At 65.7% G+C, this 15,719-nt stretch carries 16 protein-coding genes; 2 read left to right on the top strand and 14 right to left on the bottom strand.

Annotated elements, in window-relative coordinates:
* Together QM712_RS09085 and rimP are read right to left on the bottom strand one after the other, a co-directional pair.
* The coding region (locus QM712_RS09085; RefSeq protein ID WP_415022738.1) for a NusA N-terminal domain-containing protein at positions 1-374 on the bottom strand (374 nt) is incomplete at its 3' end.
* Positions 375-376: 2 nt separating this feature from the next.
* Positions 377-1,132: a ribosome maturation factor RimP gene (gene rimP, locus QM712_RS09080; RefSeq protein WP_415022737.1), complete on the bottom strand. Its 756-nt coding sequence runs from the start codon at positions 1,130-1,132 to the stop codon at positions 377-379.
* Between the two features lie 371 nt (positions 1,133-1,503).
* Between rimP and QM712_RS09075 the strand changes: the two genes are divergently transcribed.
* Entirely contained in the window at positions 1,504-2,586 is a 1,083-nt protein-coding gene (locus tag QM712_RS09075; RefSeq protein ID WP_415022736.1) for a DUF2336 domain-containing protein, read from the top strand.
* Between the two features lie 64 nt (positions 2,587-2,650).
* Here QM712_RS09075 and QM712_RS09070 read toward each other — a convergent pair whose 3' ends face one another.
* The 12 genes from QM712_RS09070 to tsaB all read right to left on the bottom strand — a co-directional run bounded on the left by QM712_RS09070 (position 2,651) and on the right by tsaB (position 13,620).
* Positions 2,651-3,361: a tRNA (guanine(46)-N(7))-methyltransferase TrmB gene (locus QM712_RS09070; protein WP_415022735.1), complete on the bottom strand. Its 711-nt coding sequence runs from the start codon at positions 3,359-3,361 to the stop codon at positions 2,651-2,653.
* Positions 3,358-4,485: a M20 family metallopeptidase gene (locus QM712_RS09065; RefSeq protein ID WP_415022734.1), complete on the bottom strand. Its 1,128-nt coding sequence runs from the start codon at positions 4,483-4,485 to the stop codon at positions 3,358-3,360. The genes QM712_RS09070 and QM712_RS09065 overlap by 4 nt, the downstream gene beginning before the upstream one ends.
* A 115-nt stretch (positions 4,486-4,600) precedes the next feature.
* Entirely contained in the window at positions 4,601-5,014 is a 414-nt protein-coding gene (locus tag QM712_RS09060; RefSeq protein WP_415022733.1) for a helix-turn-helix domain-containing protein, read from the bottom strand.
* Positions 5,015-5,237: 223 nt separating this feature from the next.
* Positions 5,238-6,851 carry an apolipoprotein N-acyltransferase gene (lnt, locus tag QM712_RS09055; RefSeq protein ID WP_415022732.1) on the bottom strand — a complete coding sequence of 538 codons (1,614 nt, stop codon included), beginning with the start codon at positions 6,849-6,851 and terminating at the stop codon, positions 5,238-5,240.
* Positions 6,848-7,966, bottom strand: a complete 1,119-nt coding sequence (locus QM712_RS09050; protein WP_415022731.1) for a hemolysin family protein — start codon at positions 7,964-7,966, stop codon at positions 6,848-6,850. The genes lnt and QM712_RS09050 overlap by 4 nt, the downstream gene beginning before the upstream one ends.
* A gap of 1 nt (position 7,967) precedes the next feature.
* Positions 7,968-8,477, bottom strand: a complete 510-nt coding sequence (gene ybeY, locus QM712_RS09045) for an rRNA maturation RNase YbeY (protein ID WP_415022745.1) — start codon at positions 8,475-8,477, stop codon at positions 7,968-7,970.
* 57 nt (positions 8,478-8,534) lie between these two features.
* Positions 8,535-9,530, bottom strand: a complete 996-nt coding sequence (locus QM712_RS09040) for a PhoH family protein (RefSeq protein WP_415022730.1) — start codon at positions 9,528-9,530, stop codon at positions 8,535-8,537.
* A 64-nt stretch (positions 9,531-9,594) separates the two neighbouring features.
* On the bottom strand, positions 9,595-10,992 hold the full coding sequence (miaB, locus tag QM712_RS09035; RefSeq protein WP_415022729.1) for a tRNA (N6-isopentenyl adenosine(37)-C2)-methylthiotransferase MiaB: 1,398 nt from the start codon (positions 10,990-10,992) through the stop codon (positions 9,595-9,597).
* Between the two features lie 196 nt (positions 10,993-11,188).
* On the bottom strand, positions 11,189-11,869 hold the full coding sequence (locus QM712_RS09030) for an HAD family hydrolase (protein WP_415022728.1): 681 nt from the start codon (positions 11,867-11,869) through the stop codon (positions 11,189-11,191).
* A gap of 79 nt (positions 11,870-11,948) precedes the next feature.
* Positions 11,949-12,404: a Fur family transcriptional regulator gene (locus QM712_RS09025; RefSeq protein ID WP_415022727.1), complete on the bottom strand. Its 456-nt coding sequence runs from the start codon at positions 12,402-12,404 to the stop codon at positions 11,949-11,951.
* Positions 12,405-12,442: 38 nt separating this feature from the next.
* Positions 12,443-12,928: a ribosomal protein S18-alanine N-acetyltransferase gene (gene rimI / locus QM712_RS09020; RefSeq protein WP_415022726.1), complete on the bottom strand. Its 486-nt coding sequence runs from the start codon at positions 12,926-12,928 to the stop codon at positions 12,443-12,445.
* Positions 12,925-13,620, bottom strand: a complete 696-nt coding sequence (gene tsaB / locus QM712_RS09015) for a tRNA (adenosine(37)-N6)-threonylcarbamoyltransferase complex dimerization subunit type 1 TsaB (RefSeq protein WP_415022725.1) — start codon at positions 13,618-13,620, stop codon at positions 12,925-12,927. The genes rimI and tsaB overlap by 4 nt, the downstream gene beginning before the upstream one ends.
* A gap of 325 nt (positions 13,621-13,945) precedes the next feature.
* On the opposite strand from tsaB, the gene QM712_RS09010 reads away from it, so the two are divergent.
* The gene (locus QM712_RS09010; protein WP_415022744.1) at positions 13,946-15,631 is read left to right on the top strand and encodes a methyl-accepting chemotaxis protein; all 1,686 of its coding nucleotides are present in this window, start codon (positions 13,946-13,948) and stop codon (positions 15,629-15,631) included.
* Positions 15,632-15,719: the final 88 nt, after the last annotated feature.

The raw sequence follows: 15,719 nt of genomic DNA, 5'->3' as shown, positions 1-15,719 counted from the left end.
TCGCGCACCTTCTGCACGATGACCTGCTTGGCCGACTGCGCGGCGATGCGGCCGTATTCCAGCGGCGGCAGGGTGTCGGCGATGGTGTCGCCGACCTGGGCGCCCGGATTGGCGCGCTGCGCGTCGACCAGCGAAATCTGGTTGGAGTGGTTTTCGACCTTGTCGACGACCAGCATGTGGCGCGACAGCCGCAGCTCGCCCTTCTTGGGGTCGATCTCGGCATGAACGTCAGTCTCGCTGCCGTAACGGGCCCGCGCCGCTTTCGCGATCGCGTCCTCCATCGCGGCAATGACGATGCCGCGGTCGATCGATTTCTCGCGCGCAACGGCGTCGGCGATCTGCAGCAACTCAAGTCGATTGGCGCTGACTGCCATGGCTAGTCTCCTTCGTCAGGCTCGATCTCGCCACGGCGCGCGCGTTCGGCGGCGAGGCGATGTTTCTTCGTATTGGTCGGGGCCGGCTTCTTTTTCGGCTTGGTGTTCTTGGTCGTCTTTTCGCTGATCTTCGCGTGCGGCGCCTGCGGCGGCTCCAGGCCGAGATTGCGGCGCATCTCGCGCGCCTCGGCCTTGCCGCGGCGCATCGATTCCGCGACCAGCTCGTCGGTCAGCACCAGCCGAGCCTCTCCGATGTCCTCCATCGTCAGGAGAACGTCGGGATCGTCGCCCGTCTTGACGTCGTCGCGATGCAGATGCACGCGGTCGCCCTCGACGGCACCGATGGTGCCGCGGAACCGCTTGCGTCCGTCATGGGCGACCGCCATCTCGACCTTCACCAGATGGCCGGCATACCGCTCGAAATCGGAGCGCCGCACCAGCGGCCGGTCGATCCCGGGCGAGGAAATTTCCAACCGGTAGGCACGGTCGATGGGGTCGGCGACATCGAGCACGGGCGACAGCGCCCGCGAGATCGCCTCGCAATCCTCGATCTGCATCGAGCCGTCCGGGCGCTCGGCCATGATCTGCACGGTGCAGCCTGCCTCGCCGGAAATCCGGATCCGGACCAGGCGGTAGCCCATGCCCTGGAGCACCGGTCCGGCGACCGCGGACACCCGTGCCGCAACGCCCGGCTCGACCACGAGCCTCGGCTCGGCCAGCAACTCGGCATCCGTGGAACCAGTGTTCGGTTCGGTCATATCCAGGGTCAAGGCGCTCGATGGTTAAGGCTTGGTTACGGCCTTCAAAGCCTGCTTCGGAACTCTCCGTCCCGACAGGCCGTCGGGTCGCGCTTCTTCCGCCGCGCCGCGTTCAAGGTAATAAAAAAGAGCGGGTCCTTTCGGGCCCACTCTCACTACGCGGATCGTATGAGAAGATGAAGTCGGCGCTGATATAGCGCTTTCCCCCCTCCGCGACAAGACCCCATCACGGGCGCCGGCCGGGCTTTTTGGGCCAGTTTCGGCGCGCCGAGGCCTAACGCTTCATTCACCCGGGGAGCCTAGATTTCCGCATCGTGGGGCTGCTTGAGCGAAAAGTACGCCCGCGGCGTGCCCGATTCGAGTTGCGTTCCATGACCGTTGCCACGTCGCTCATTCCCGGACTGGACGCCATCGTCAAACGCGGCGATCCGAGGCGTCGCGGCGAAATCGCGCGCGCCATCGCCGCCTTGTTCTTCCAGGACGCCGCAAGGCTCCGTCCCGATCTCGTCGATCTCTTCGACAATCTGCTGATCGATCTCGTTCCTCATGCCGAGCTTGCATCCCGCGTCGATCTCGCCGAGCGCTTCTCGCGGTTGAACAACGCGCCGCCCCATCTGGTCGGGCAGTTTGCCCGCGAAAACGAGATCATGGTGGCGGGCCCCGTGCTGCGGCGCTCGCCCGTGCTGGATGACGCCGCCCTGGTCGAGATCGCGCGGCTGAAGGGCCAGGGCCATCTGCTGGCGATGACGGAGCGGCCTCTGTTGTCGGCGATGGTGACCGACGTGCTGGTCGAACGCGGCGATCGTGACGTGGTGCGTCGTGCCGCGGGCAATGCCGGCGCGGTGTTCTCGCAGGACAGCTATTCCGAACTGATCAAACGTGCCGCGCAGGATGGCGTGCTCACACTCAAGATCGGCCAGCGCGACGACCTCTCGGGCGAGCACTTGAAAGAACTGCTGAGCGGCACGCTCGACGTCATTCGCCGCCGCCTGTCCAGCGTGGTCAATCCGAACCGCCAGGTCGAGATCAAGCGCGCGATGGCGTCTATCGAGGAGGCCGCGCTGCCGCCCGGGCCGCGGCGCGATTTCTCGGCGGCACAGCGGACGGTGCTCGGCCTGTATCGCGAGGGGCATCTCGGCGAGAGCGCGCTGCTCGGCTTCGCCAAGGCGCACAAATACGAGGAGTCGGTCGCTTCGCTGTCGGCGATGTCGGGCGTCAGGCTCGCCATTCTCGACCGGCTGATCGCGGGCGACCGTTACGATCCGATCCTGATCCTGGGACGCGTGTTGAAGCTGGGCTGGCCCACGGTGCGGGCGCTGATTCTGTTGTGGTACGGCCCGCATCGCGCGCCGGCCGATGCCGATCTCGAAGCGGCGCGCGCGAACTTCACCCGCCTGATGCCCGCGACCGCCGAACGCGTGGTGACTTTCTGGCGCAACCGCCAGACGATCTGACATCGGGGCAACACGACCGGGACGAGTCCGGGCGTGACGCTCGCTGCCGGATCGCGTGACGCACCTACACGCGCCTGAACCGCAGATAGGCCGCCTTGCGCCCTTCACGCGCGGCCTTTCGGCCGTAGCGTGTCATGGTGTAGCGGTCCCATGGCCGGCGGAAATCATCGGCGCGCTCGGCGAGCCAGACGAAGTCCGGCGCGCGTGCCAGATGCGACAATGTCCAGGCGCAGTAATCGTCGATGTCGCAGACGAAGCGGAACTCCCCGCCGGCTTTCAGGACACGGGCCATCGCGGCAATGGTTCTGTCCTGGACGAAGCGCCGTTTCCAGTGCCGCCGTTTCGGCCAGGGATCGGGATGGATGAGATCGATCCGGGACAGCGAGGACTTCGGCAGCCACGCGAGCAGTTCGGCCGCATCGCCCGCGAACAGCCGGATGTTGCCGATGTTGCCGGATTCGATCTGCGCGAGGATCTTCGCCATGCCGTTGACGTAGGGTTCGCAGCCGATGAAGCCGGTCGCCGGAAGGCTGGCCGCCTCGGCGGCGAGATGCTCGCCGCCGCCGAAGCCGATCTCGAGCCGCAAATCTTCCGTTGCGGGATCGAAGATCTCGCAGGCATTCGCCGGTGCGTCAGCGTCGATGTCGAGCGCGAGATGCGGCAGCAGATGATCGATCAGGTCGGCCTGGTGCTGCCTGAGCTTGTGGCCCTTGCGGCGTCCGAAGAAGGCGCGCTCGCTGTCGTCGCGATCGGGATCGGATTTGCGTTCGGTCATTGCAGCGTTTGATACAGGCGATAGAGCAGCCGCGCGCGCGGCTCGAGCGAGGAGACGTAGAGCTGCTCATAATGGGTGTGCGCGCCCTTGCCGTCGACGCCGAGCCCGTCGAGCGTAGCGGTATGCGCGGCGGTGAAATTGCCGTCGGAGCCGCCGCCGGTGTGCATGTCGATCAGGTCGAAGCCGAGCTCCGCGGCAAGTACCTTCGTATGCTCGTACAGTGAGGCGCCCGCGTTGCTCTTCTCGTAAGGCGGACGATTGAGATCGCCCTTGACCGTGACCGTGACGCCGTCGGTCTTCGACGTCAGTCCGAGAATCCTGCCGACGAACTCCTCGGCATCGGCAAAGCTCGGCACCCGCAGGTCGACCTCGGCATAGGCCTCTTCCGGCGTGACGTTGGGGCGCGTGCCGCCGCTCACCACGCCGACATTGACGGTCACGCCGCGCTTCAGGTCATTCATGCCTTCCAGCGCCTGAATGACGTTGGCGAGTTCGCGGACGGCGCTGCGGCCGTCCTGGGGCCGCGTGCCGGCATGCGCGGGCACGCCCTTGATGAACACCTGGAAGCGTCCGACGCCCTTGCGTCCGGTGACGATCTTGCCGCCGTCGCGCGCCGGTTCCGTCACCAGCACATATCTGGCCTTGCGCCCTTCCTTCTCGATCAGTGCGCGCGAGGTCGGGCTGCCGATCTCCTCGTCCGAAGTGAAGATGTGGGTGATGCCGAGCGGCGAACGATCGCTCGTGGCGCAGAGCGCGCGAAAGGCGTGATGGGCGATATAGGCGCCGCCCTTCATGTCGTAGATGCCGGGACCGAACGCGCTGTCGCCTTCGACCTTGAACGGCAGGCGCTCGATGAAGCCCATGGGATGAACAGTATCGAGGTGGCTGAGCACGAGGATGCCCGGCCGGTCCTGCCCCCAGGTCGAACGCACCACGAGATGATCGCCGCAGCCATCGACGCCGGCGATGCGTTCGAGCGTGACGGGCAGATCGCGATACTGATCGGCAACCAGGGAGACGAGCTTGTTGACCTGGTCGGGTGCTTCCGTCGGCGTCTCGATCTCCACCCAGCGGCGGATGCCGTCGAGAATGGTTCGGGTATCGAACGGATTGGAGTTGGCCATGGACCTATCTGTGCCTTCGAATCACATCACCGGAGAGGACGTACGCAAAAGCGCGCCCGCAGGTGACGACATAGGCCAGATTTGACGCGGTCTCAAATCGGAATGAAGCGGCGCGTCAGCGTTTGTCCGGGCCTTCGCGGGCGGCGATCTGCTCGACCAGGTCGACAATGGAGCGGCGCAGCTTCGAATCGGTGATTCGGGTGAAGGCCTTGGTCAGGGCGAGCCCTTCGGAAGTCGCGAGGAAGTCGGAGACGTAGGAGGGCGAAGCGCCCTCGCTGAAACCGTCCGGGCTGGTGGTGCCGCTCGGTCCACCTTCGAACAGGAAGGACACGGGGACCTGGAGAATTTCGGCAATCTGCTGGATGCGGCTTGCGCCGACCCTGTTGGTGCCCTTCTCGTATTTCTGGATCTGCTGGAAAGTCAGTCCCAAAGCTTCGCCGAGCTTTTCCTGACTCATGCCCAACATGATGCGGCGCATACGCACGCGACTGCCGACATATTTGTCAACAGGGTTGGGCGCTTTCGACATTTCCTCAGCCCTCCAAACACCCCGCTCCGGCGCAATGAAAAGTATGCCTTGGGTGTCAGCATCGTCAAAATCAGTCTCCGTTATTGGGGAACATTGCGGAGAAATTTAGCAAGCCCGCCGTCTTATCGCAGCGGAACGAAGAATGAGGAGGCCGTGACTGGTCTGTCAACCGTGGGAGCCGCGGTTGTCAAAGGTTTCCGCCCGCTTCGGCCGGGCGGTGCGATCAGGGATGCCGTTTGGCAACACGTCGGCGCACCGCGAGGATCACGCCCAGTGCGACGAGCATGGCTGCCGGGATGTCGCCGACCTTCGCGTAGACCGTCGGCGGGATCGCCGCGGGCAGCCTTGCATCCAGAATGCCTTCGATCCCGAGGCCGAGGCTGGCGACCGTTCGGCCGACCGGATCGATCACCGCCGAGACGCCGGTGTTGGCGGAGCGGACCAGCGGAAGGCCGAGCTCGATGGCACGCATCCGCGCCTGCTCGAGATGCTGGTAAGGGCCGGTCGAGATACCGAACCAGCCGTCGTTGGTGAGGTTCACGATCCAGCCCGGACGTTCATCGCGTCCACCAATCTCGCCGGGAAAGATTGCCTCGTAGCAGATCAGCGGTAGTGCGAACGGAGCGCCAGGCACCGGCAGCGCGTGCCGAACCGTGCCCGGAATGAAGCCGCCGCGCACGCGCGTCAATTGCTCGAAACCAAGCTTCTCCATCAGGCCCTGGTAGGGAAGAAATTCTCCGAACGGTACCAGGTGCAGCTTGTCGTAGACGGCGAGCACTGTGCCGTCGTGATCGATCACATAGATCGAATTGTAGGCACGGGTGATCGGCACACCCGGCGGCAGGTCGGGGGCACGCACGGAACCCGTGATCAGCACCGTTCCCTTGGGCAGGAGTTCGGCGATCTCCGCCATCGCGTCGGCTTCGCGAGTGAGGAAGAACGGAAAGGCGGATTCGGGCCAGATCAGGATGGTGGCATCGCGCACGCCGGTCGATTGCGGTCCGGAGGCGCGGTCCGACAGGGCCAGGTATTTCTTCATCACCTCCGCCTTGGCGGAGTAGTTGAACTTCGCGTCCTGCTGCAGGTTCGGTTGCATCAGCCGCAGCTTGGCGCCGGCGACCATCGTGGTCGGATGCAGCGACAGGCGGATCGCGCCGAAGATGCCCATGACGATCAGCAGCGCGACCGCGGCGGCGGGCGCGCGCCACGCGATGCGGCGGTCGGCCGTGCGGTCGATCAGCGCCGCGGGACTCGCGAAGATCGCGACGGTCAGGAACGTCATGCCCCACAGGCCGATCAGGGAAGCCGTCTGCGCCAGCGGCAACGGCTCGGACAGCGCATAACCGAAGGCGTTCCAGGGAAAGCCGGTCAGGGCGTGGCCGCGCAGCCATTCGCTGATGGTGAGGCTTGCGGCGAGTGCCAGCACGCGCGTGGCGTTCTTGGTCCAGAGCAGGCGCGCCAGTGCAAAGCCGATCGCCGTGAAGATCGACAGATAAGCGGGCAGGCCGAGCACGGCGAATGGTGTGAGCCAGGCGAACACGTCCGCGTCGACGAAGAACGCGTAACCGATCCAGTACAGGCCCGGGACGAAATAGCCGAGCCCGAACCAATAGCCGGTCAGCGCCGCTGCGGGGACGCCGCCGAGCCGTCCGGCGCCGGCGCCGTCGATCAGCCAGACCAGCACCGGGAACGTGATGAACAGCACCGGCCAGGCGTTGAACGGCGCGAGTGCCAGAACCGACACCGCGCCGGCCGCCATCGCGACGAGCGCGCGCTTCCATCCCCAGGTCAGGATGATGGCAAGCGCAATCTGCCGAAGTCGCTGGAATGGTGTCACTGCGGGCCGGCCCCGTCACCAGGTGGCGGGGTCGGTGTGTCGCCGGCCGGCGGCTGGCCGCTCTCCGGCGTGCTCTCGCGGCGTCGGCTCTCGCGCTGGGTGCGAGGGGCAGGACGCTCCTTCCGCGTCGAGATGCGCAGCCGCTTGACGCGGCGCGGATCGGCGTCGAGCACCTCGACCTCGTAATTGCCGGGGCCGGAGATCACCTCGCCGCGCACCGGCAGGCGGCCGACGAAGCTGACGAGATAGCCGCCCAGCGTTTCCACTTCTTCACCGGCTTCGCCGGTGACGAAATCCGCGCCGATCACGGTCCGGACGTCGTCGAGGCTGGCGCGGGCATCGGCGATGAAGGCGTTGTCCGGCAGCCGCACGATCGAGGGCGGCTCGTCGCTGTCATGCTCGTCGTCGATCTCGCCGACGATCTGCTCGACGATGTCTTCGAGCGAAACCAGTCCGTCGCTGCCGCCATATTCGTCGACCACGAGCGCGAGGTGAATGCGGGTGGCCTGCATCTGCGCGAGCAGATCGATCGCCCGCATCGACGGCGGCACGTAGAGCAGCTTGCGGATGATGTGCGCATCCCCGAGCGGCAGCGCCAGGTCGACCGCCCGCAGGTCGAGCCCGGCCGGCAACGGCTTCTTGCGCTTGGTCTTGACGGCGTCCGACACGCGCGCGCGCGCGGTCATGAAGGCGAGCAGGTCGCGGATGTGAACGATGCCGACGGGATCGTCGAGCGTCTCGTCATAGACCACGAGGCGCGAATGGCCGGCGCTCTCGAAGCGGTCCATCAATTCGCCGAGCGGGATGTCGCGCTTCACCGCGACGATGTCGGCACGATGCACCATGACGTCGGCGATGCGACGCTCGTGCAGGCCGAGGATGTTGCGCAGCATGGTGCGCTCGACGGTGGAGAAGCCGGTGTCATCCGGCGTCGTGGCGTCGAGCACGACCTGGAGGTCGTCGCGCACCGATCCTGCCTTCCAGCCGAACAGCGTGCGGATGGCGCGCAGCAGCCAGCCCTCGGCGCTCGGGCGCAGGACCTCGCCGGGCGTCACCACGGCCGGCAAATTGGCGGTGTTGCGCGGATTGTCGTGGGTTGGTTCCGAATCCGGCATCTCAGTGCGTCCCCGGACGGTCTGCATAGGGATCGGGAATGCCGAGATGCGCCAGGATCTGCCGTTCGAGCGCTTCCATTTCCTCCGCGTCGCCGTCGTTCTCGTGGTCGTAGCCGATCAGGTGCAGGAAGCCGTGCACGGCGAGATGGCTCAAATGGTGGTCGAACGGCTTCTGCTCGTCGTCGGCCTCGCGCCGCATGGTCTCATAGGCGATGGCGATGTCGCCGAGCATGCGCGGTGCATCGCCCGGCTTCCATTCGCCTTCCGGCTGCAGCGCGGGAAACGACAGAACGTTGGTCGGCTTGTCGATGCCGCGCCAGTTGCTGTTGAGGGTGCGGATGCCCGCGTCGTCGGTCAGCATCACCGCCACCTCCGCGTCCGCGACGTCGTCGTCGATCATTTCCGCGGCGGCAGCCACGGCGCGCTGAATCACGGAATCGGCGCTGGGTTCGCGTTGCCAGCAATCGGCGACGGCGAGGACCTCGGTGATGGGAAGGTTCGGATGCGACATGGTGTTGTTTGGGACGATGGGCACTTCGCGTGCCCGCATCGTCCCGCTGCTCTCTCGTCAGGATTTAGCGGAGGCCGGCCGCTGCGGCGAGCCTTCATAGGCGGCGACGATCCGCGCCACCAGCTCGTGGCGGATCACGTCCTCGGCGGTGAAATGAACTTGCGCAATGCCCTCGACGCCGTTCAGCAGGCGTGTCGCCTCGGCGAGGCCCGACGTCTGGCCGTTCGGCAGGTCGATCTGCGAGGGGTCGCCGGTCACGATCATGCGGCTGTTCTCGCCCAGGCGGGTCAGGAACATCTTCATCTGCATCGACGTGGTGTTCTGCGCCTCGTCGAGGATGATGGCGGCGTTGGTCAGTGTGCGGCCGCGCATGAAGGCGAGCGGCGCGATCTCGATCTCGCCGGTCTGGAGCGCGCGTTCGACGATGCGCGCGTCCATGAGATCGTAGAGCGCATCGTAGATCGGGCGCAGATAGGGATCGACCTTCTCGCGGAGGTCGCCGGGCAGGAAGCCGAGCCGCTCGCCCGCTTCCACCGCCGGACGCGACAGGATGATCTTGTCGACTTCCTTGCGCTCGAACAATTGCGCGGCGTGGGCGACGGCGAGCCAGGTCTTGCCGGTGCCGGCCGGGCCGATGCCGAACACCAGCTCGTGGCGCTTGAGCGCGCGGATATAGGAATCCTGCGCAGCCGTGCGCGCGCGGACCGGGCGCTTGCGAAGATTGATGCTCTCGAAGGTCGATTTGGCCGACTTGGCATCGAACTCGAACAGCGAGCCCTGCGCGATCACGGCACGGATCGCCCCTTCGACCTCGCCCTGATCGAGATCCCGCCCCTTCACCGCCTCGGCGTAGAGCATTTCCAGCACCCGTCGCGCCGCGTCGCAGCCGTCGCGCGTGCCGCCGATCGTGATGTGATTGCCCTTGGAATCCACGACGACGCCGAGCCGCCGCTCGATCTGCGCGAGGTTCTGGCCGTAGGGGCCGACCAGCGCGGAAGCGGCGCGGTTGTCATCGAAGTCGATGACGACCTGGGTCTCGGGCGGAACTTGCATGTCGCGGTCAAATTTGCGGCTGGGAGCGAGGGAAGGCGAATCCGATGCGCTTTTTGGCAAGGGTTCAGGCTCCAGTGGCGATTGGCGATAAAGCGGGCTCGCGCGCATGAAGCGGCGTCGCGAGTTCACCCAAAAGACTGTAACGCTCGAGGCTGTCGATCCGGACCGGCAGGATCTTCCCGATGATGTCGGACGAGGCCATCACATGTGCCGGCTGCAGATAGGCGGTGCGGCCGACGATCTGGCCGGCATTGCGCGCGGCGCGCTCGAACAACACGTCGACCGTTGTGCCAATCGCGGCCTTGTTGAAGGCCGATTGCTGGCTGTCGATCAGTTCCTGGAGCCGCTCCAATCGCTGGTCCATCTCGGCGGGGGACACCGTCTCCTGCAAATCCGCGGCCGGCGTTCCCGGCCGGGCGGAGTATTTGAACGAATAAGCCGCAGCGTAGCCGATTTGCGTGACAAGCGCGAGTGTGGCGAGAAAATCTTGCTCGCTCTCGCCCGGAAAGCCGACAATAAAATCTGATGAAAAAGCAATGTCTTGGCGCGCGTCGCGGAAACGGTCGACGACCTTGCGATAATCATCGGCGGTATGTTTGCGGTTCATGGCCGCCAGAATCCGGTCCGAGCCCGACTGCACCGGCAGGTGCACGAACGGCATCAGCGCGTCGAGATCGCGATGGGCTGCAATCAAACTGTCATCGACGTCGCGGGGATGGCTGGTCGAATAACGCAGCCGCGCAATGCCGGGAATCTGCGCCAGGCGTTCGAGCAACCTGCCGAGCGGCCAGCTCGTGCCGTCCGGCCCCTCGCCGTGATAGGCATTGACGTTCTGGCCGATCAGAGTGAGCTCGCACACGCCGTTGTCGGCGAGCCGCTTCACGTCGTCGATGATCTTGGCCACCGGTCGCGAGACTTCGGCGCCGCGCGTGTAGGGCACCACGCAGAAGGTGCAGAACTTGTCGCAGCCTTCCTGCACCGTGACGAACGCGGAAATGCCGCGCGCGCGGATCGCCTCGGGCTTCGGCTGGGCCAGGAAGCCGAACTTGTCCGCCGCGGGAAACTCGGTCTCGATCGCGCGGCCTGCGTTGCCGGCGCGCTTCAAGAGGTCCGGCAGATGATGATAGCTCTGCGGGCCGACGACGACGTCGACCACCGGCGCGCGGCGCACGATCTCCTCGCCCTCGGCCTGCGCCACGCAGCCGGCGACCGCGATCTGCATCGCGCGGCCCGCGCGCGCGGCCTCGTCCTTGGCGACGCGCAGGCGGCCGAGTTCGGAATAGACCTTCTCGGAGGCCTTCTCGCGGATGTGGCAGGTGTTGAGGATGACGAGATCGGCCTCCTCGGCGTTCGCGGTTTCCACGAATCCTTCCGGCGCCAGCGTGTCCACCATGCGCTGGGCATCGTAGACGTTCATCTGGCAGCCATATGATTTGATGTGCAGCTTGCGCGGCGGCGTCATGGAACCCGGGACTGAGGTGGAGGACGGCCCTCAAATATAGGCTGGGCCGCCGAAAATCCAGCGATTGGGCGCCGGAGGGTCATTCCCAGGCGCTCGCCGAGCGGACGAACCCGGAATTCGGGGGCTTTGGCGCCGGATTCGCGGGGCGCGCGCCCCTCCGTCCGGTGCGGCGCGCGGCCCGGAAGGGCGGCGACGGCTAGCCCGCGACGGCGTCCGCCTCGACCCGGCGGACCAGTTCCGGCAATTGATGCATGTCGGCGAAGGTCAGGTCCGCTCCGGCCTCGCGCAGGGTCGCGGCATGCCCGTCCCCGCAATGGCTGCCGCCGTGAAAGCCGAACACGGTCATGCCGGCCGCCCGCGCGCCGGCGATCCCCGCGAGGCTGTCCTCGACGACGACGCAGCGCTCCGGCGGCACGCCCATTTCACGGGCCGCGAACAGGAACAGGTCCGGCGCCGGCTTGCCGTTCTTCACCTGCGAGGCCGAGAAGATGTGGGGCGCGAGGCGTTCATAGAGGCTGGTGCTGCCGAGGCTGACGCGCATGCGCTGATGCGAGCCGCTGGAGGCGACGCAGACGCGCTGGGTGACGGCATCGAGCACGTCGCCAATGCCGCGGATCGCCTCGAGGTCGGCCTCGAACGAACGGAACAGCTCGTCCTGCAGATCGCCGTGATAGGCCTCGGGCAGCTTGCGGCCGAGCTCGGTCTCGATCTCGAGATTGGCCTGCCGCGTCGAGCGGCCGAGGAAGCGCTCGAACACCTGCTCCGAGGTGATCGGATAGCCGTGCCGCGTCAGCACATCCGCATGCGCGCGACAGGAGATCACCTCGCTGTCCACGAGCACGCCGTCGCAATCGAAGATGATGAGGTCGATGGGCACTAGGGCTTGGTCCGGAAAAGTGTGGCGTGGGTTTCCGCGCGGCAGGCGCGAAGCGCGCTCGCGCGGAGGTCGGGCCCGATCAAGACGTCGGCTTGTCGTCGTCGAGCGGGACGCAATAGAGCTCGAGCCGGTGGTCGACCAGCTTGTAGCCGAGCCTGCGGGCGATCTCCGCCTGAAGCTTCTCGATCTCCTCGGAGGTGAACTCGATCACCTTGCCGTCGCGCAGGTTGATGAGGTGGTCGTGATGGCTGTCGCGCATCTGCTCGTAGCGCGCGCGTCCCTCGCGGAAATCATGACGCTCGATGATGCCGGCGTCCTCGAACAGCTTGACGGTGCGGTACACGGTCGAGATCGAGATCTTGTCGTCGACGGCGACGCAGCGGCGGTACAGCTCCTCGACATCGGGATGATCGACCGCCTCCGCGAGCACGCGAGCGATGACGCGGCGCTGCTCGGTCATGCGCATGCCGGTGGCGGCGCAGCGCGCCTCGATCCCGGTCGTCTTGGATGCGGAGGAAGGTTTCAGTGCGGTCATGGGTTGTCTGCCGGATGGGGCGCTTTGTGCCATCAATGTTACGACAAGTCACGTCGCATCAGAAGGGCGTTCAATTGTTCCCCGTTGGGCTGCTTATAGTAGCGTTCACGGCGCCCGACCACCATGAATCCGGTCCGGTCATAGAGCCGTCGCGCGGGCTGGTTATTTTCCTCCACCTCGAGAAAAATCGTGCGCACGCCGCGTCCCGCGAGATGACCGAGATGGGTCATCAACAGCGCGCGGGAAAGGCCGTGGCCGCGATGAGCCTGGTCGAGCGCGATCGACAGGATCTCCGCTTCGTCCGCGCCGATGCGCGACACGGCGAAGCCGATCGTCTTGCGGCCGAGGCGCAGCCGGTGCACCAGCGTGTTGTGCTCGCCGATCATCGTCTCGAACTCGCCTTCGCCCCAGCCGCGCGCGAAGGATTCGCCATGAAGCTGCGCCAGCCGCACGGCGTCGCGCGCGGAAGCGGGCTCGACGGTCGCGGTGCCGCCGCGCCACCATTCCGACAGCCATTTCATCATGAGGTTGCGGCTTGCGCGGCGAGCGGCGGTGTCGCGGCAGGCTTTGCATCGGGCGCACGCAGGTAGAACGGGCGCGCCGGCGTGGTGTCGGGATTGGCCGCCGCACCCAGCCACGCGACCCAGCCGATGTCGGGCGCGGCTTGCGTCTCGACCGCGATCGGCTGCGGTCCATCTTGCGGCCAGCGCTCGGCGAGAATCCCTGCGGCATTGCCGACCAGATGCGGTGCGCCGAATTGCGAGGCGGCGATCGCCTCGTCGATGGGGGCGACACGCGGCCGCACGAGTTGATTGCCGTCGCCGGCGACGATCTGGAAATAGACGTGGTCGTGCCGCGCATCGATCGCCGAGATCACGGGTGCCGTCCGGCTCTGGCCGACCACGGCGGCGGCATAGGCCGACAGTGTGGTCAGCCCGACGGCCGGTTTCCGGGCTGCGAGCGCAAGGCCGCGCGCCGCCGAAATGCCGACGCGCAAGCCGGTGAAACTGCCGGGGCCGACGGTGACGGCGATGCGATCGAGCGAGGTGAATGCGAGATCGGCGGATTGCATGACGCGCGCGATCATCGGCATCAGCGCCTCGGCGTGGCCGCGCTTCATCAGAAGCGATTCCTGCGCACGCAATTCACCGGCGTCGGTGTCGAGGACTGCGGCCGCGCACGCCTCCAGCGCGGTATCGATGGCAAGGATCAGCATGGCGGCAATCTAGTCGGTTCCGGGCGTCCTGAACCAGAGCAAGTTCGCACGCTGCACAACTCGCGCGGAGCGGGACAAATCGATCTCACCCGTAGTTCTACGTGTTCGGGAAAAGCATGCAATTCGGGTTCCATTATTTCCGTGTGGACATGACAATTACAACCTCAAGGAGGCCTAAGTCATTGAAAGTATGTGTGATTAATGGTGCATTAGCAATCAAATGAGAACCTGCATGGCGTGGGACGGCGGGTCAATGGCGACTTGAGCAATGCATTTTTGGCGGAACAAGCCAGTGCATTCCGCCCATTTGGGAAGGAATTCATTAATGTTTTTTCGACGGAGCGGTTCTTCGGAGCGCGAGGCAGTGGCCCAGATCAGCGCGCTTTCGAAATCCCAGGCGGTCATCGAATTCAATCTGGACGGCACCATCGTCACCGCCAATCAAAACTTTCTGGATGCGATGGGCTACCGCCTGGACGAGATCGCAGGCCGGCACCACAGCATCTTCGTGACCCCGCAGGAGCGGGACAGCGCCGCCTATCGTGAATTCTGGCTGCGTCTCGGCCGGGGCGAACATCAGTCCGCCGAATACAAGCGGCTCGGCAAGGGCGGCCGCGAAATCTGGATCCAGGCATCCTACGCCCCGATCTTCGACGAGGCCGGCAAGCCCGTCAAAGTCGTCAAATTCGCCACCGACATCACCGCGCGCAAGATTCGCAGCCTCGAGGATGCGGGAAAGATCTCGGCGATCGGTCGCGCCCAGGCCGTGATCGAATTCGATCTCGACGGCAATATCCTGTCCGCCAACGAAAACTTCCTGAGCGTGATGGGCTATCGGCTCGACGAAATCCAGAACCGTCACCATGGCTTGTTCGTGGGAGCCGATGAGCGCGACAGCGCCGGCTATCGCGAATTCTGGGCGAAGCTCGCCCGCGGCGAATTCCAGTCCGCCGAGTACAAGCGCTTCGGCAAGGGCGGCAAGGAGGTCTGGATTCTCGCGTCCTACAATCCGATCCTCGACGAGACCGGCAAGCCGTTCAAGGTGGTGAAGTTCGCCACCGACATCAGCGCGCAGAAGCTGACCAGCGCGAATTTCGCCGGGCAGATCGAGGCGATCGGCAAGTCGCAGGCCGTGATCGAGTTCGACATGGACGGAAAGGTCCTGACCGCCAACGAGAACTTCCTCGGCGCGCTCGGCTACGTGCTCTCGGAGATCGTGGGCCGGCACCACAGCCTGTTCATGCCGCAGGAGGAACGCGACGGCGAAGACTATCGCACCTTCTGGGCCAGGCTGAACGCCGGTGAATTCCAGTCGGGTGAATACCGGCGCATCGGCAAGGGCGGCCGCCAGGTCTGGATCCAGGCGTCCTACAATCCGATCCGCGACCTCAACGGCAGTCCGTTCAAGGTCGTGAAATACGCCTCCGACACCACCGCCCAGGTGATCGCGCGCAAGCGCAGCGAGAGGGTGCGCGACATGATGGAATCGGTCGCGGCGGGCGCCGAGGAACTGAATGCGTCCGTGCGCGAGATCTCGGAGGCGATGACGCGTTCGCGCGAAACCGCATCGACCGCCGTCGTCCGGGTCGAGGCGGCGGACCAGCAGGCGCAGCGGCTGACGCAGGCGGCGGAATCGATGAGCATGATCGTGCAGCTCATCGGCAACATCACCGGTCAGATCAACCTGCTGGCGCTGAACGCCACCATCGAATCCGCGCGCGCGGGGGAAGCCGGTCGCGGCTTCGCGGTGGTTGCATCCGAGGTGAAGAATCTCGCCGGCCAGGCCAAGCAGGCGGCCGACCGGATCGAGCAGGAGATCAGCAACCTGAACGGCATTTCGGTCGACGTCGTTGCCGCGCTGGAGGCGATCAAGGGGGCGATCCAGGGGGTCAACGAGTATGTCGCGTCCACCGCCGCCGCCGTCGAGGAGCAGAGCACCGTCACCAACGAGATGTCGGCGAGCATGCGCAGGGCCGCGGTGGAAGCCGCCGGCATCGGCCAGGCGGCTTGATCGACGTCATTCCGGTGCGGTCCGATCGGACCGAGCCGGGAAACTCGAGCATCCGGGCGCGATGCTACGCATCGCCCCGGAATGACGA

Origin of the sequence: Bradyrhizobium sp. (genome assembly GCF_047605465.1) — a bacterium.
GTDB lineage: Bacteria > Pseudomonadota > Alphaproteobacteria > Rhizobiales > Xanthobacteraceae > Bradyrhizobium.
The sequence above is the reverse complement of the archived record's forward strand: the minus strand, read 5'-3'. Positions and strand labels throughout refer to the sequence as shown.